A 16603-nucleotide genomic window follows, 5' to 3' on the forward strand; every position below is an offset into this window, starting at 1 on the left:
AGGTTGATCGATGCTGATCGTTGCGCTGGTGCTGGCGGTGATCGGCCTCGCGGCCCTGGTCACCGCGGTCGTCACCAGCAATGAGCTGGTCGCATGGGTGTGTATCGCGGCCAGCGTCGTCGGAGTGATCCTGCTGATCATCGATGCGATCCGGGAGCGCCAGCAGCGACACGTCGATGAGGTGGAGCCGGCGACCGCGACGACTCCCGACGAGTCGGTGGAGTCCTCGGCGACCGCCGAGACCACCGCCTACTCGGAAACCGACGAGACGGTCGACACGACCTATTCGACGTTCGACGCCGACTACCCCGAGGACGAGGCGCCGGCGGCGGCCGAGCCTGAGACGGCCGAGGACGCCCCCGGCGAGCCAGCCGAGCCCGATGAAACCGTCGCTGACGAAGCCGAATCTGAGGGCGAGACCGGATCGGTCGCGGATGAGCCCGAGGAGCAGAAGTCCGGCGAGTCCGGCTCACGCTGACCTTTTCGTGACCCTTGCGGGGCGCTCGGTCGATCGGGTGTTCACACGGGTAAAAGGGATCCATGGGCATCCACTACTCGAGCATCATCGACCATCCTCGTGACGAGGTCTTCGCCTGGCACACCCGGCCCGGCGCGATGCGGCGACTGGTTCCGCCCTGGCAACCGATGCGCGTCATCGCCGAAACCGAATCGCTGGCCGACGGTCGCGCGGTCCTCGGTCTGCCCGGCGGCCTGCGCTGGGTGGCCCGGCACGATCCCTCCGGCTACGACCCGCCGCATCAGTTCGTCGACGTGCTGTCCTCGGATGGGCTGATGACGCTGCCGCCGCGGATCATCGGGTGGTGGCGGCATACGCACACATTCGCCGACGCCGGGGCCGGCCGTACCGAGATGCGCGACGAGGTGGACACCACGGTGCCGGGCACTGCGCTGCGCTCGACGTTCGTCTATCGACACCGCCAGCTGGCAGATGACCTCGCCGCCCACCGGGATGCGCGGCAGGCCGGTGCCGGCCAGTTGTCCGTCGCCGTCACCGGGTCTACCGGCCTGGTCGGTACCGCGCTCAGCGCTCTGTTGTCCACCGGCGGGCACCGGGTGATCCGGCTGGTCCGCCGCGAACCGGTCCGTCCTGACGAAAGGCGTTGGGAGCCAAGTGCTCCCGCGCCCGATCTGCTCGCGGGGGTTGACGTTGTCATCCATTTGGCAGGCGAATCGATCGCCGGGCGTTTCACCGAGGAGCATCGCTGCGCGATCCGCGACTCCCGCATCGAGCCGACCCGCAGGCTGGCCGAGTTGGCCGCCGGCGCGAGGGTGAGCGCATTCGTCAGTGCTTCGGCGATCGGGATCTACGGGTACGACCGCGGCGACGCCGAGCTATCCGAGGACAGTGCGCGCGGTGACGGTTTCCTGGCCGACGTGGTCGCCGACTGGGAGGCCGCCACTGAGCCCGCCGCGACCGCAGGGGTTCGGACCGTCTGCGTGCGCACCGGCATCGTGCAGGCCGCCCGGGGCGGCACGCTGCGGCTGATGCGCCCGCTGTTCGCCGCCGGCCTCGGTGGCCGCTTGGGCAGCGGCGAGCAGTGGCTGTCGTGGATCGGCCTCGACGATCTGCTCGACATCTACTATCGCGCCGTCTATGACGAGGCGATGGCGGGTCCGGTCAACGCGGTCGCGCCGAATCCGGTGCGCAACAAGGCCTATACGAAGGCACTCGCGGCGACGCTGCATCGCCCTGCCGTCTTGCCGGTGCCATCGCTCGGTCCACGACTGCTGCTGGGTAAGCAGGGGGCCCGGGAACTGGCCGAGGCGAATCAACGCGTGCTGCCGGCCAATCTGGCGGAGCTGGGCCACCGGTTCCGGCAGCCGGAGGTCGGGGGCGCCCTGGCCCACGAGCTCGGGCACGACCCCGGGTAGCTCAGTCGGTGGCCCGCCATGACTGCAGACTGCGCAGCAACGAACTCTTCTTGTGCTCGTGGCCGGCCATCCGCCCAAGCACGTCGTCGAGCGTGACGACCGCGTCGGTGATGTAGGGACCCTTGTTGAGCATCACGCACTCGGCGCGCTCCGCCATCGCTGCATCGGTGATTTCAGCCCGGGATGGAAGCCCGGTGGTGGCGAGCTGCTCGAGCACCTGAGTCGCCCAGATCACCGGCAGGTGAGCGGCTTCACAGAGGCACAGCGTCTCCTCCTGCAGCTCCGCCATCCGTTCGTAGCCGACCTCGACGGCCAGATCACCGCGGGCGATCATCACCCCGACCCGGCGTCGACGCATCGCGGTGAGCAGCAGCCGCGGCAGATGCTCGAAAGCCAGCCGGGTTTCGATCTTGAGCACCACTCCGAGATCACGGTCACCCAGGCGGTCCAGTTCGTCGAAGAGGCGGATGACGTCGGCGGGTTCGCGAACGAACGACAGCTCGACGAAGTCGGCCAGCTCGACCACCGTCGCCAGGTCCGCGATGTCCTTGTCGGTCAGTGCCGAGATCGGAAGGTCGGTGTCGGGGACGTTGATTCCCTTGCCGGCCCGCAACTTTGCCGTTCCGTGTGCGGGGCGCTCGATGCGCACGTCGAGGGCGTCGGCGGTCACCGCGACCACCACGCCGCCGAGCTTCCCGTCGTCGAAGAACACGCGTTCGCCGACCTCGGCGGTGTCGAAGAGCTCGGGCAACGTGCAGCCGATCCGCGGCGGCTGGCCCTCGTCGACCGGCGCCGGTGTGCAGTCGCGGGTGACCCGTACGACATCGCCCGCCGCCAGTCGCAGGCTCTGCTCGACGGCGGGTACTTCGCCGACTTTGGTGGAGTCTTTGCGGCGCCGCTTCTTCCCCGAGTCGCTTCGCTCCTGCCCGCCGGCCTTGAGAACCGTGCCGGTGCCCACATACGTCGTCTTCTCGGTGGTGACGACGAAGCCGCCGGGCGCCGCCGCGGCCAGCAGCAGCCGTCGCTTCGACCCGCGGGTGTCGCGCAGCACAAGTTCGTCGCCCTCGGCGCGGTTGGCCAGCCAGTCCGCTTTGACCGGCAGGATGGCCAGATCCGGCTCCGGCGGGCGGGCCGGCCGTCGCGCCGAGGTCAGCCAGCCGCGCCCGGCGGCGACCACTTGACCCTGGGCGTTACGGGTCGGCCGAAGGCGCACCACCCGGGGTCCCGGCTCCAGCGGGCCGGTGCGCAGTTTCGGGCCGCCCAGGTCCATTGCCACCAGGCAGGTCTGGCCCGCCGCCGCGGCGGCGGCACGGACGTTGTCCGCCATGGCTTTCCATGCGGCGGCGTCGTCGTGGGCGCAGTTGATCCTGGCGATCCGCATACCGGAGTCGATGAGGGTGCGCGACAGGCCGGGGTTGGTGGCCGCCTCCGAGGGCAGGGTGACCATGATCCGGGCCGCGCGGTCCTCGGCGGCGGGTCCCAGCAACTCGGTGGCGTTGCGCTCCAGAAGGCGGCCGCCCTCGGCGACCTCCACGCAGACCTGGTCGTTCGGTGTCCAGCCCTGTCCGCGCATCGCGGCGAGCGCGGCCGACACCAGGCGCAGCGTCGCCTGGACGTGTGCTTCGCTGCGGCCGAGCGAGGAGAGCCCCAGAGCCGTCAGCTGCTGCTGGGCATCGCGGAGGTCGACCTGCCGCATCGCCCAGTAGTGCACCAGGTTCGTTGCGCTGCACCGATTCTCGTCGGCAACCGGGTCGGTCCACGGTTGCCATCGCAGCTCGGCATCGGCCAGCTGGGCCAGCAGCGCGTCGACGTCACTCTGCAACCTGGCCAGCTGCTCTGCGTCTGCGGACATGGTCCGGCACGCTAGTCACTCCAGGTTGCGGTTGGGTGAACGGTTGCCCTTGGGCGACGGCAACAACACGAGCCGGCCCCTGTTATCTTCGCCGGATGCGAACCCGGGGCTGCTCAGTGGATATTGGGATGTTGCTACTGGCGGGCAGTCAGCGGGCGACCGTCGCGAGGAATCCGCGCACCAGCTGCCTGAGCCGTCGTGCCGCATCGTCGACATGCGTGGTGGTGTCGGCGCGCAGGTCGTCGGCGCTCAGCCCGAGCCGGGCGAGATCCCCGTCGCCGCGGGTGCGGTCATCGTCGATCCACAGCTCGAGCAGCTTGTGGTCGAGTTCGGGGTGAAATTGCAGACCCAGAGTGCGGCCGTGGATGAAAGCCTGTGTGGCGCGGCTATTCTGGGCGACCACGGTGGATCCGGGCGGCGCGGTGAAGCGGTCGAAATGCCACTGGAACCACGGCCCGGCGTCGGGCACCAACTCGGGGTCGCTGCTGTGCACCTGATGCCAGCCGATCTCGGGATCGGGGGAGCGCTGCACCGAACCGCCGAGCGCTGTCGCCACCAGCTGGCCGCCGAAGCACACTCCGAGCACACCGACACCGGACTCGGCAGCCCGTCGCACCACGTCGATCTCACCGGCCACCCACGGCAGCCGTTCGTCGTACACCGCCCACCGTGAGCCCAACGGCACGATCACGTCGTAGCGGGTGGGGTCGGGGAAGGTCACGTCGACGGTGGGGTCGCCGGCTCGCTCAGCCGGGACGACCTCGAATGTGTCGACGTCGAAACCGAGTTCGGTGAACGTCTCGCCGAGCAGCGCTTCGGGCGCGATCGGATCGTTGTAGATGAACAGGACCTGACGGGGCACCCGCATACGGTACGGCAGGTGTGCGGCTACACGCAGTCCGAGCCACCGTCGACGACCAGCACCGCGCCGTTGATGTAGCTGCTCTGCGCCGTGCACAGGAACGCGATGGCCGGGGCGACCTCGTCGACCCGACCCATCCGCCCGGCCGGGATGTGCGCGATCTCGGTCGCCAGGATCTCCGGGACGGCATGCATCGGCTCGGTCATCGCGGTCTCGATGGTGCCCGGCGCGATCGCGTTGACCCGGATGCCGTACTTGCTCCACTTGACCGCCAGGTTGCGGGTGATGTTGACGATCCCGGACTTGGCCGCGCCGTAACCGGGGACCATCGTGACCGCACGCAGTGCCGACATCGAGGCGAGGTTGACCACGCTCGCCCCTCCTGCCGCGGTCGACGCCGTGAGTGCGCGACGCAGCCCGACGGTGAGTCGGTAGGGCCCGGTGAGGTTCAGTGCGACGGAGGCGGCGAACCCGTCTGGGGCGGATTCGTCAAGGCCGCCGGGGAAGTTGGCGCCGGCGTTGTTCACCAGCACGTCGAGCGACGAGATACTCTCGGCCAGGCTGTCGACGGACGCGTTGTCGGTGAGCACAAGTTGCCGATAGGTCATCCCGGACAGGTCGGTGTCGTAGTCGCCGGCACCGGGCTTGGTGCCCGTCACGGTGACGGCGGCGCCGGCGTCACGCAGCAGTACGGCCACGGCGTGGCCGATGCCGCTGGTCGCTCCGGTGACCAGCGCCTGGGTTCCGGTGAAGTCAAAGCTCAGCTGGGCGGTCATGTGTACCTTTCGATCTGCTTGGTCAGCCACGCGCTTTCCCAGAAGTTGACGCTGTCGGCCAGCAGCCGCTCGTGGGCGTCCTTGAGCACCGCCCGCGCGGCGGCGTCATCTGGGGCGGTGTCGGTGACGACTTCGGCGAGGTGGATGGCCTCCAGCGGCCGGCCATCGGTGAGGTGGCGCCGGGCGCGCGCGGTCAGGGCCGCGGCGCCGGACAACTCCACGAGGTCTGCGCTCACGGCGTCGGCCCCGGTGGGGTACAGCTCGGTGGTCGACTGGTGATGGAACCACCCGGAGTAGTTCTCCCAGATCGCCCGCACATTCCAGGCCACCTTGCCGTAGCCCTGGCCGACCTCCAGGTGGGCGGGCAACGTGATCTCGCGCATCAGCGTCCGGACGTCTTTACCGGCGTTCATCCCGGCCACCGTCTCGTCGTGCAGGTAGTGCACGGCATCGCGCAGTCGGGTCAGCTCGGCGTCGATCAGGTCGGCCCCGCGGATGGGGTCGAAGTGTCCGGTGAGCAGCACGTCGGGCCGCAGTGACCGAACCCGCTCGATGGTGTCGATCACCGTGAGCGCATCCCGATAGCGGTCGCCGCGCATGGTGACCAGATTGGGGATGTGACCGAAAACGGGTCCGAAGGTGTTGCTGCACAGGCAGATCCGCTCATCAGGCAGCCAGATCACCATCGAGTCGGTGGTTTCCCCGCCCGGAGTGGCGATCAGCTCGAAACGGCGCTCTCCGACCGTCAGCGACAACCGGTCGTCGACAACGATGTCGGCTCGCCCGGCGCTCTGGGGCGGCAGCTTCTTGCCGAAGCGCTGCTGGATCTTGGCGATACCACCGGTTAGTCTGTCGGAGAACGCGAACGCACTGCGATTGGCCCGGTAGGGCAGCAGCCGCTCATTGTCGTCGCGCCATTGCTCCCAATTCGCCTGTGCCACCACCGTGGTGTCCGGATCGCACAGGGTGTCCAGGCCGCCGACGTGGTCGTAGTGGCCCTGGGTGATCAGGATGTAGCGCACCGGTGAGGAATCGACGGCGTCGAAGACCGCGCGGTGCACCGGGGCTTCGAATCCCATCCCGGTATTGACGAGCACGCGACCGTCGGAGGTGGTGAGCAGGTAGGCGTTGGTCAGCCCGGGCGAGCACCAGATCCCGGGAGCGACTTCCTCGGCGTGTTCGGCGGCGGCAGGAGCCATGGCGTCGGCGCCGGGCCGGTTGCGGTAGATGGGTTCCACTGCGTTCCTTCAGATCTCGGGGCGGACGTCGAAGCGGTCGAAGTAGAACCCGAACCGTGACCGCAATTCATCGGGCTCGACACAGAAGTGACGGCGCAGGTCGTAGGGGATGCGGCCCTTGGCGCCGCGGCGGTTGTCGTCGATGTAGGCCTGGAATCGCGTGGCCACCTTGGGCGGGATATCGATACCGGCCAGATCGTAGAACGAGGTGAGTACCGGCATCTCGTTGCCGTTCAGGTGATGGAAGCTGATGTCGACGCTGCGGTCGGCGGGCACCAGATCCCGGTCCCGCACGCAGGCGGTCAGCAGGCGGTGGATCCGGTCACTCCAGTAGTCGACCAACCAGTCCGGGTCGATGCTGGTGCGGCGCAACCGATCCGAGTACGCCATCATCGTGATCGCCGACTGGATCACCGCGACGGGATCGCGATGGGTGAAGGCGACGGTGGCATCGGGGAAGGTGGTCATCAGCGGAGTGAGCTGCTCGGCATGTTGCGGCGATTTCAGCACCCAGGTGCGCGGGCCGCGCAGGAAGGTCAGCGCCTGCAGGATCTTCTTCAGGTAACCGTAGTGACGGACGTGATCCAGGCCGAGGTAGAAGTCGCGCCAGCCCGGAACACGGGCATGCCATTCGAGAACGTAGCCGGCCATGTCGAGATCGAGTAGTTCCACTTCCTCCTCGATGGCCTCGGGGAATCGGTCGTGCATCGCCGCGACGTACGGGGTGCTGGCCATCAGTGCCTCGTGCTCGGCCTTGACGCGGGTGTAGCGGGGATCGACACCGAACACGTCGGGCCCCTGCCCGAGCGTAGGAATCGGGTCCTCGGCCTCCCAGTACGGCAGGGCACGCCGGCGCCGATCCTGGGCGATCAGGTTGACCAGATGAGTGGTGCCCGAGCGGGGCATGCCGACCACGATCAGTGGCCGCTCGATGTGGATGGATGCGATCTCCGGGTAGCGCTTGAGCAGGTCGGTCAGCGACAGCCGGTTGCGAACCTTGCGAATCACTCTGGCGCGCAGACTGCTTCGGATCAGCTGGCGTAGCCCGGTGTCGGACTCGATGGCCGCCACATGGGCGGCCAACCGGTCGGCGAAACCGTCGTCGTCGGCCAGGTCGAAGCTGCCGGCCTGCTGCACGGCTTCGGCGAGCATCTCGTCGATGTCGAAGGTGACGTGCTGCGACTCGGTGTAGTCGAGGATCTGGCGCTGGGTTTCGGTCAGCACGGGGTCGGTGAGATCGTCGAGGTTCAGTGTCTCCGTTGATGACCGCGTCGTCATGTCTTGTTCCTGTCGAATATTCGACGTACTGTTCGGAAATATGACGCTCAACGTAGACCTTGCCAAGACGACGGGTCAAGCGTCCCCGCCCACCCAGCGGGTGATCGCCGTGATGGAGATGCTCGGCGCCGATCCCGGCAGGCAGTTCACGCTCGCCGAGATCTCCCGCGGCCTCGGCATCAGTCGGGCCACCGGGCACGCGATCCTCGCCACGCTCGTCGCCCACGAGTGGGTCACCCGGGATCCGCTTTCGGCGCGATACGCCTGGGGACCGGCCATCGCCAGCCTCGCCAAGCCGGCCGACCTGTTCCGCGATGATCTGGCCGACCTGGCCGCGGCCACCGGCACCCAGGTGTACCTGGCCCGCAGGGACGCAGGCAGTCTGGTGATCATCGACATCGCCGGCGAGACGCTGGCGGCGCCACGGATCGGGCGGGGCACCAAGACTCCGTTCGTGGCGCCCTTCGGCCGTGATTATGTGGCCTGGTCGAGCCCGGAGGTCCAGCAGGCCTGGCTCGAGGCGATCGGCCAGCCCAGCGCCGCCCTTCGTGGCCGAATCTCGGCGGTGCTCAACGAAACTCGCAACCGGGGTTTCGTCGTGGAGCGGCTCACCCGGGAATACCTGCGGGTGTACTCCGCTCTGCAGGCCCTGTCCGATGACGGTGAGGTGGACGCGATCACCGCCCAGCTCGCGCGCGCCTTCGCAGATCTCAGCGTGATCGACGTGCTTCCCGATGAATTGGGCGCCGGCGCCACCCACAGCATCGCGACGGTGTCGGCGCCGATCATGACCGTCGACGGTGTGGTGACCATGTCGGTCACCGCCGCGCCGTTCGCCACGCTGGAGGCGTCGGCGATCACCGGCCTGGGAGATCGGGTGCGTGCCACCGCCGCCGCGATCGGGGAGCGGTTGAACCGCTACGGCGATCAGGCCTAGAACTCAGCCCCAGCCGTCGTCGCGCCAGCACACCCAGTCGATCTCGACGCATGCGCCCACGGCCAGACCTGTCGTGCCGACACAGGTTCGGCTCGGGAGCCGGTCGGGGAACCACCGGGCGTAGGCGGCGTTGAAGGCGGCGTAGTCGTCCCAGTCGAGCAGAAACGCCCGCACCGAGACCACGTCGGCCACGCCGCCGCCACACAGTTCGGTGACGCGCAGCAGGTTGGCCAGCACTTGATCGGTCTGGGCCGCGACATCCTCGCCGACCACCGCGCCGCTGGTGTCGGTCGGCATCTGGCCGGTGACGTAGAGGGTTTGGCCCGCGGCCGTCGCGTGGGCGAACGGCGCCACCGCTGGTGGTACACCGTCGGCCGGGGTGAACGCGAACTCCCGAATACCGGTCATGCGGCGGGATTCTGCCACCGCGGGAAGCATCGCTTGTCGATTCGGCCGTGCACGCCCTGACGCTGGTCGACCACCTGGGTCACGGTGAAGTCCACTGCCACCGACATGAACGAGTATGCGTCGGCCCGCGACAACCCGAAGTGACAACGCAGCAGCTGCAGAGTGCGCAGCGCCGCGCACCTCATCGCCGTGTCCAGGCTGTCCCCGAAGCCGTGCACCAGCAGCTCGGTGGCGGTTTCCAGGACCGGCACGGTGAATGGCAGATCACGGCGAATCGTCAAGCGCAGCAACCCGTTCAGTGATGACTCCAGCGCGGTACCGCTGACTTCACCATCGCCCTGCGAGACATGCGGGTCACCGACCGAGAGCAGCGCGCCGGGCACCTGAACGGGGTAATACATCCGGCCGCCCACCCCGATGCGCCAGTTGTCGACGTTGCCGCCGTGATCGCCCGGCGGCACCGAGGAGACGCGCACCGGATCGGCAGGCGCCACACCCATGGTGCCGAAGTGCGGCCGCAGCGGCACCACGACTCCCGGCAGCGCAGGCTCGCGGCTCCCGGGGTCGGGTGCCACGATCGTGCCCGGCTCGTTGGCCAACGGGGTCGCTGTCCAGTCGTAGCCGAACAGCGCCCGTCCCTGCAGCGCGTTGACATCGAGTTCGTAGATGGTGACCCGTTCGACGGGGATCTCGTCGTAGAGGTAGCCCCAGTGCCCGGCCAGGTTGGATCCGTACGGCAGGCGCGGGGTGGCCTCCAGGATGTCGACCTGCAGCACATCACCCGGTCGGGCGCCGCTGACCGCGATCGGCCCGGTGAGGATGTGCGGTCCCGGCCCACGGTCGTCGACTTCGGCGAACACCCGCGAAATACGCTCGTCCATCAGCAGATCCGGGGCGTCGCCGGCGTGATGGGTCAGCGTTTCGATCGTCACCAGGTCGCCGGATTCGACGGTCAGTGCCGGAGCCTGCCGTGGGTCGAAGAAGCCCCACTGCACCGATTGCGCGGTCGCCGGGAGGTGGTGCACTGCCATAAGCGACAGATCATGCCAGCAGCCCGGCCGGGGCGCGCGATGAAGAATCACACCGCGTGATAGCGACGCTCAGGGCGCCCTGCCCCGTACTGCAACCGCCACCGGTGGTCAGCAAGTGTTCGAGGCAGCGTCGCGCAACAAGTGCTGATGGAATGCCCGAAACCTTGCTCGCGGTCAGGGCCGGCGAATACCGAATAATGGATGTCATGGACATCACCGGATCGGTCTGGTTCATCACGTGCGCAGTCATCCTCGGGCTGTTCGTGTTCGACTTCTACGCCCACGTGCGGGTGCCGCACGAACCGACGTTCACAGAGTCGGCGATCTGGTCGTCGGTGTACATCGGCCTGGCGGTGGTGTTCGGGGTTGTCGTGTGGTGGCTGTGGGGTGGGACGTTCGCCGGCGAGTACTTTGCCGGGTACGTCACCGAGAAGGCCCTGTCCGTCGACAACCTGTTCGTCTTCACGGTGATCATGGGCACGTTCGCGGTGCCGCGGGCATTCCAGCAGAAACTGCTGCTGATCGGGATCGTGCTGGCGCTGGTGATGCGCGCCGGGTTCATCGCCGTGGGTGCTGCGGCCATCAGCACGTTCAGCTGGGTGTTCTACCTCTTCGGACTCTTCCTGGTGCTCACCGCGATCAAGCTCGCGAAGGAGGCCGGTCACGAGAAGGAGGTCGAGGAGAAGCGCGACAGCCGCATCATCGCGTTGGTGCGCCGCCTCGTCCCGACGACCGACACCTACGACGGCGACAAGTTCCTCACCAAGGTCGACGGTAGCCGCGTTGTCACGCCGATGTTGTTGGCGCTGATCGCAATCGGCTTCACCGACGTACTGTTCGCCCTCGACTCGATCCCGGCGATCTACGGGCTGACCGAACAGCCCTACATCGTGTTCACCGCCAACGCGTTCGCCTTGATGGGGCTGCGGCAGCTGTACTTCCTGATCGGTGGTCTGCTGGACCGCCTGGTGTACCTGTCTTACGGGCTGGCGCTGATCCTGGCGTTCATCGGTGTCAAGCTCGTGCTGCACGCCTTGCACGAGAACAGCCTTCCGTTCATCAACGGCGGCGACCATGTCACGGTCCCCGAGATCTCCACCGGCATGTCGATCGGCGTGATAGGGGTGGTACTGCTGGTGACGACGGTTGCGAGTCTGGTCAAGACGCGCGGGCGCGCGAGCACGCCTGATTCGGTCTAGGACTCGCTCACAGTCGGTTTCATCGCCACGCGTGCCACCCGGACCCCGTACGCGACCGCGCTCGCCCCGAACAGCGCTGCCGTGAGCAGAAGCCAGCGTCCCAGATAGGGAGCCTGGGTCAAGCCGGTGGCCGCATGAAAGTTCACGGCGCCCTGCTCGATGATGCCGGGCAGGAAGACGACAAGAGTCAACGTCGCACCCATCAGCGGCACCCGCACATAGTTGATCAGCGGGACGCTCGCCTTGGTGGTGATGGTGGCGGGTCGGTGATGGAGTGCGGCCACGAGAACGCGGTCGACAAGCGAATAGAGCGGAAACAAGACGAGATCATGGGCGACGATGGCGGCCGCGAACCACACTGCGATCGACTGCCACCACGTGCTGGGGTTCCATAGCCCGTCAGGGCCAAGGGTGACGAGAACATAAGTGAACAAGGCGAATCCGGCCGTCAACGTGAGCAGGTGCAGCGGATGCGAGCCATAGACGTCGCGGAACACCGAGGTGAACGAAGACACCTCACACCGCCCTGAAGTCGATGGACGTGACCCACTTGGTGCTGTGCACGCCGGGCAGTGCAGGAACGACGATGCGCGCCGGGTACCCGTGATCGGGGGACAGGTCGGCACCGTTGACTGTCAACGCCAACAACGAATCCCGGTCTGATACCTGATTTCCTTGGAGCGTCGCCTGGTTGAAGCCATATCGCTCGAGGGAGCGGACGTACGCCGAGACCGGATTGGGCACACCGGCCAACGCGGCCAGACTGCGCAGCGGTACCCCTGTCCAGTCCTGAGTGCTCGACCACCCCTCGACGCAGGCGATCGGCAGGGTGGCGGTGTGCTGCGTCATTGCCAGCAGCGCTGCACGATCGAGCACCACGGCACGCGATCCACCGGTCAAGGTAAGTCGCCAGGCGTCGCTCGTGGCACGGGGATCGATCTGAGAGGCGGCGAAGGTCTTGTTCACCTCGAAGTCGTTCGGCCCGTTGCCCAGGTCCCGGCCACGCGGCAGGAGAAGCGCCAGAGGGCGCGTGAATCCGCCGAGCGTCTGCCCGGCAGTGAGCACCGCGATGAACGCCGAACCCGCGCCGACGAGAAGCAGCGCGCCCCGACGGCTCACGGTGGCCGGTGCGGGATCAGCCGCGACCAGCCCGTCGGGGTCCGCTGGTTCCGCCCGAGTTTCGGCCACCGGGGTGGCCAGCACCTGCCGAAAAGGTAGTGACCGCAGCCCCGCTCGCATCTTCGGGATCTTGATGGTGACGTGAACGAGGAATCCCGCGATGAACACCCAGGCGCCGAAGTAGTGGGCGGTATAGAAGCTGAACCCGAAGATGTAGTCGTACTGGATGTTGAGGACGCCGGTCACGATTTCGAAGAGGATCCCGCCGACCAGCATGATCAGCGACAGACGTTCGATCAGCTGGGCCGGCGAGCGCGAGGGCGGCCAGGAGAAGAAGCGCGGGATCACCGACCACAACTTCGCCAGTACCACCGGGATCAGGATCAGGCCCAGACCCACATGCAGACCTTGCGTGAGCCGGTACAACCAGGACGGGTCTGTCGGCCAGTCGAATGTCGGTAGTTTCAGCAGCCCGACATCGACGGGTATCGCCTGTCCGAACTGGGGACCATACGCGATGTATGACAGCAGGCCGGTGATCACGACTATCGGCAGGGTGATCAGGAGAACCAAGCCGAAGACTGAGGTCAACCACGGGCCGCGTAGCGGGCTACGCCATCGGCGGAGATGGTGGACCCCAGGTGGCGGATGCTTGTCCACGTTGCGCCACAACACCTTTGGGAACCCGTAATCGTCTGTCGCAGCGGCCGGTTCTTCGCTGTCGTCGCCGTTCATGTCGACTAGTTGCCGATCGGACAGGAGAGGTCTACGTAGGCCACGCCGGGGTTGCCCGGATCCATGCGCATCGTCAGAGAGCCGTCAGCCATCATCATGACTACCAGTCCGTGTACGCCGTTGACGGTGCACCGCGACAGCGGCATGGTCGTCGATGGTCCGTTGAATTGCACCGTGTAGCCCTGGTCTTGCAGAGCTTTGACAACATCTGCCGCCGATCCGCTGTTGATCGGGACGGCCATCGCAATGCCTGCAGTGCACACACTGACGCCAACGGCGAGGCCGAGCGCGGCAGCGGGAAGGGCGATCTTCACTGGGGAACTCCTGCGGGTCGTGCGCCGCGTTGGGTGAGGCGCTGGATGGTACGACCCGGAGTGTTCAGCGGACGGGGATGCGTTACACCGATGCGCAGAGCCGGTCAGCGCCAGTCGCGGAACGCGTTGAGCAGCTTGGCCCGGAAGTCGTGGTCGATGTGTTCATGCCTGATGCGCCCCACCGTCGCTATCGTGACCCGGAATTGCTGCAGATAGTTCTCACACCCGTCGCAGTCCAGCAGGTGCTCGTCGAACCTTGCCCTGTCCGTCGAGTCAAGTGATCCGTCGAGGTAGGCGGTGACGAGTTCGACCAATTCGTTGCAGTCCATGCCCCGGGCGTTCATCGCACCTCCCGCACGTAGTCCTCGAGCGCCTGCCTGATCCCGGCGCGACCGCGATGCAGCAGTACGCGCTGGTTCGCCACACTGAGCCCCAGCAACTCGCACACCTCACCAGAGTCGAATCCCAGTAGGTCTCGCAAGGTGACGACCATACGTTGCCGCTCGGGGAGCTTGTCCAATTCGCGACGTGCGAGATCGAGGAACTCTGCTTCCAGCACCGTGTCTTCGGGAGTGTTGGGGAACGGGACAGGTGCCCGGTCGTCTTTCCAGTGTCCGGGCCACTCTCGGTCGCCTGCGGGACGGAATCTGTCCGGGTCGACTGTGCCTCCCGCCGCGGCCACCTCGGCCTCGGTGTCCCGTCGGTCTCGTACGCCGCGAGTCTTGGCGATGTTGATCATCACCGTGAAAAGCCAAGTGCGAAGCGATGATCGGCCTTCGAACTTCTCGATGCCTTTGACCAGCGCGATCCAGGTCTCCTGGACCACCTCTTCAGCCGATTCGTGAGTGCGGACGTAACCGCGAGCCACCCGCAGGAGAGCGGGCGTGTAGCGGTCGACCAGCCGGGCGAACGACGGCTCATCGCCGGCCCGCAGTGCTGCGACGAGTGCTGACTCGTCGTCTTCCGTCCCGGCCATCGAGACGGAATGTTATCCGCTCAGCGGTATTCCGGATTGGCGAAATCATAGCGGCACCCCGCGTCCCAGCCCGCCCGTACATTTCCGTGGGCCGGTATCCCCCCGGTATTGCGCAGCAGCTGGGCCAGGTGCATCAGATTCCAGGTCATGAAGGTGGTGTTGCGGTTGGTGAAGTCGTTCTGGGGGCCGCCCGAACCGGGATCGAGGTAGGACGGTCCGGGACCTGCTTCCCCGATCCATCCTGCGTCGGCCTGCGGCGCAATGGTGTATCCGATGTGCTGCAGGGTGTAGAGCACGTTCTGCGCACAGTGCTTCACCCCGTCCTCGTTGCCGGTGATCAGGCAGCCGCCGACGCGGCCGTAGTACAAGTACTGGCCGGCGTCGTTCAGCAGGTGTGACCCACCGTAGAGCCGCTCGTGCACCCGTTTCATCACAGAGCTGTTGTCGCCGAGCCAGATCGGTCCGGCCAGCACCAAAATGTCTGCGGCAAGGACCTTTTCAAACAGCTCCGGCCAGTCGTCAGTGGCCCACCCGTGTTCACGCATATCGGGCCAGACACCGGTGGCGATGTCATAGTCGACCGCACGCACCACGTCGACCGCCACCCCGTGTCGAGTCATGATCGAGGTGCTGATGTCGACCAAACCCGCAGTGTTGCTCGGCTCGGGTGAACGTTTCAGGGTGCAGTTGATGAACAACGCGCGCAGACCCGTGAAGTCGTAGCTCGGAGCATTCATATAGTCGTAGCTCGGAGCATTCATATAGATGTTCTCCCTTGGTCACTGCTGCCACCGCAGTGCTCTGGGCCGTCGACACCGTTACACGGCTCTCTCGAGCGGTTCCCGGACACATCGTGGCGGAGATGTATGGCCATGATGATCGTCAGCGCAGACAGGTCGACGACGCGACCGCTGACTTGAGCCGGGATACCTCGGTGATCGCGCCAACGGCTACGCGACGATGACGGTGCCGAGTGCCGACGGTGTTCAGATCGCCGTCCGGCTGAGGAGAGATGTGTCCGAGGGGGGACTTGAACCCCCACGCCCGTTAATAGGGCACTAGCACCTCAAGCTAGCGCGTCTGCCATTCCGCCACTCGGACCTACCCCTGAAGACCAGCCCAGGGGCGCTTAAGGCTAACGGATCAGACACCCCAGCCCCAAATGAGGGCCCCGCGGCCCCGCACCCTCGCCGAGGGTAACGCCACGGTGACGTTCGCCGCCGAATCGCGCCCCGGCGTCACTGTCGGGGCGTCAGCGGCTCACGCACTCGGCAGACGCCCGGCGATCTGGCCTGCGATCGCGCTGGCCGCCGCCGTCGGCCCGTCCAGGCTGCATGCCTCAACATCGACCGCAACATTGCTGTGCACCGTCAACGCTCGCTGGCAGGCCCACCGCTGGGGGCTCTCCTGTACCCGCGACACCGCGAGCACGTCGCGATCGGTGCTGGGCTGTCCCACCGACCACACCTGCGGAGGTCCGATGGGCTGGGCATAGTTCAGCTCCCGGTTCGAGCACTCCGCCCAGCCGCGCTGCGACGCGGCGAAGAAGTCCGACGCCGCCTGCGCACTGGGGAACGACACCACCGCCTGCACGGCGTAGTGCTCCCACGCAGGCGCCGTCGGCGCCTCGCGCAGCACCTGACCGTGCACGGCCGTCGAGCCGCTGCCCGAGTACACCCCCTGTTGGGCGGCACCGGCGATGGCCAGGCAGTTCACGTCGGCGAAGTGGGCGCTGTCGTTCCACGCTTTGCTCACGTCGGTGGTGACGACGACGTCGTCGCTGGCCAGTGCCGCGCCCACATCGGGTGCCGACAGCAGGAGCGCGGGCAGGGCGTCCGGGCTGGTCAGCTGCGCACGTTCGGCCGGCTGCGCGCTGCCCGCAGTTACAGCCGAGCAGCCGCTCACCGACAGGCACAGCAGCGCCGCAATCGCGGGCAGGCGGGGAGTCATCCGCTAAATCAAACCCTAAATCGGCGTGTTGCGCG

Annotated in this window: 18 protein-coding genes and 1 tRNA gene; 4 read left to right on the forward strand and 15 right to left on the reverse strand. The window is 67.0% G+C overall.

Features of this window, described 5'->3' with window-relative positions; translation table 11 throughout:
* Positions 1-10: 10 nt before the first annotated feature.
* Positions 11-478 (forward strand): phage holin family protein, encoded by a 468-nt coding sequence (locus tag Y900_RS22895; RefSeq protein WP_036344686.1) that lies wholly within the window; start codon positions 11-13, stop codon positions 476-478.
* A 62-nt stretch (positions 479-540) separates the two neighbouring features.
* Positions 541-1893 carry a TIGR01777 family oxidoreductase gene (locus Y900_RS22900; RefSeq protein WP_036344687.1) on the forward strand — a complete coding sequence of 451 codons (1353 nt, stop codon included), beginning with the start codon at positions 541-543 and terminating at the stop codon, positions 1891-1893.
* Position 1894: 1 nt separating this feature from the next.
* On the opposite strand, the gene Y900_RS22905 is transcribed toward Y900_RS22900, so the two are convergent.
* The 5 genes from Y900_RS22905 to Y900_RS22925 form a co-directional block, all read right to left on the reverse strand.
* Positions 1895-3745 carry a pyruvate kinase gene (locus Y900_RS22905; RefSeq protein WP_036344688.1) on the reverse strand — a complete coding sequence of 617 codons (1851 nt, stop codon included), beginning with the start codon at positions 3743-3745 and terminating at the stop codon, positions 1895-1897.
* Between the two features lie 148 nt (positions 3746-3893).
* Positions 3894-4607 (reverse strand): type 1 glutamine amidotransferase, encoded by a 714-nt coding sequence (locus tag Y900_RS22910; protein WP_192827540.1) that lies wholly within the window; start codon positions 4605-4607, stop codon positions 3894-3896.
* Between the two features lie 26 nt (positions 4608-4633).
* Positions 4634-5383, reverse strand: coding sequence for an SDR family NAD(P)-dependent oxidoreductase (locus tag Y900_RS22915; protein WP_036344690.1), 750 nt, complete (start codon positions 5381-5383; stop codon positions 4634-4636).
* Entirely contained in the window at positions 5380-6582 is a 1203-nt protein-coding gene (locus Y900_RS22920) for an MBL fold metallo-hydrolase (protein ID WP_051660456.1), read from the reverse strand. Before Y900_RS22920 ends, Y900_RS22915 begins: the two co-directional genes overlap by 4 nt.
* A 48-nt stretch (positions 6583-6630) precedes the next feature.
* On the reverse strand, positions 6631-7899 hold the full coding sequence (locus Y900_RS22925) for a sulfotransferase family protein (RefSeq protein ID WP_036344692.1): 1269 nt from the start codon (positions 7897-7899) through the stop codon (positions 6631-6633).
* Between the two features lie 40 nt (positions 7900-7939).
* On the opposite strand from Y900_RS22925, the gene Y900_RS22930 reads away from it, so the two are divergent.
* Complete coding sequence (locus Y900_RS22930) at positions 7940-8836, forward strand: helix-turn-helix domain-containing protein (protein WP_036344693.1); 897 nt, start codon at positions 7940-7942, stop codon at positions 8834-8836.
* A 3-nt stretch (positions 8837-8839) separates the two neighbouring features.
* On the opposite strand, the gene Y900_RS22935 is transcribed toward Y900_RS22930, so the two are convergent.
* Both Y900_RS22935 and Y900_RS22940 read right to left on the reverse strand, forming a co-directional pair.
* Positions 8840-9244, reverse strand: coding sequence for a RidA family protein (locus tag Y900_RS22935; RefSeq protein ID WP_036347586.1), 405 nt, complete (start codon positions 9242-9244; stop codon positions 8840-8842).
* The gene (locus Y900_RS22940; protein WP_051660210.1) at positions 9241-10275 is read right to left on the reverse strand and encodes an acetamidase/formamidase family protein; all 1035 of its coding nucleotides are present in this window, start codon (positions 10273-10275) and stop codon (positions 9241-9243) included. Before Y900_RS22940 ends, Y900_RS22935 begins: the two co-directional genes overlap by 4 nt.
* A 206-nt stretch (positions 10276-10481) precedes the next feature.
* Between Y900_RS22940 and Y900_RS22945 the strand changes: the two genes are divergently transcribed.
* Positions 10482-11474: a TerC family protein gene (locus Y900_RS22945; RefSeq protein ID WP_036347589.1), complete on the forward strand. Its 993-nt coding sequence runs from the start codon at positions 10482-10484 to the stop codon at positions 11472-11474.
* On the opposite strand, the gene Y900_RS22950 is transcribed toward Y900_RS22945, so the two are convergent.
* The 8 genes from Y900_RS22950 to Y900_RS22985 form a co-directional block, all read right to left on the reverse strand.
* Positions 11471-11989, reverse strand: a complete 519-nt coding sequence (locus tag Y900_RS22950; protein ID WP_036344695.1) for a hypothetical protein — start codon at positions 11987-11989, stop codon at positions 11471-11473. The two genes, Y900_RS22945 and Y900_RS22950, sit on opposite strands and share 4 nt — an antisense overlap.
* Before the next feature lies 1 nt (position 11990).
* Positions 11991-13328, reverse strand: coding sequence for a molybdopterin-dependent oxidoreductase (locus Y900_RS22955; RefSeq protein ID WP_036344696.1), 1338 nt, complete (start codon positions 13326-13328; stop codon positions 11991-11993).
* Between the two features lie 5 nt (positions 13329-13333).
* Complete coding sequence (locus Y900_RS22960) at positions 13334-13642, reverse strand: hypothetical protein (protein WP_051660211.1); 309 nt, start codon at positions 13640-13642, stop codon at positions 13334-13336.
* 104 nt (positions 13643-13746) lie between these two features.
* Positions 13747-13986 (reverse strand): anti-sigma factor family protein, encoded by a 240-nt coding sequence (locus tag Y900_RS22965; protein WP_109751127.1) that lies wholly within the window; start codon positions 13984-13986, stop codon positions 13747-13749.
* A complete protein-coding gene (locus Y900_RS22970; protein ID WP_036344698.1) occupies positions 13983-14618 on the reverse strand; it encodes an RNA polymerase sigma factor in 636 nt (211 codons plus the stop codon). Before Y900_RS22970 ends, Y900_RS22965 begins: the two co-directional genes overlap by 4 nt.
* Positions 14619-14638: 20 nt before the next feature.
* Positions 14639-15355, reverse strand: coding sequence for a flavodoxin family protein (locus tag Y900_RS22975; RefSeq protein ID WP_036347593.1), 717 nt, complete (start codon positions 15353-15355; stop codon positions 14639-14641).
* Positions 15356-15633: 278 nt separating this feature from the next.
* Positions 15634-15719: transfer RNA gene (locus tag Y900_RS22980), tRNA-Leu, on the reverse strand.
* Positions 15720-15878: 159 nt separating this feature from the next.
* Complete coding sequence (locus Y900_RS22985) at positions 15879-16568, reverse strand: sensor domain-containing protein (protein WP_051660212.1); 690 nt, start codon at positions 16566-16568, stop codon at positions 15879-15881.
* Positions 16569-16603 lie beyond the last annotated feature (35 nt).

It is taken from the genome of Mycolicibacterium aromaticivorans JS19b1 = JCM 16368, from assembly GCF_000559085.1.
GTDB lineage: Bacteria > Actinomycetota > Actinomycetes > Mycobacteriales > Mycobacteriaceae > Mycobacterium > Mycobacterium aromaticivorans.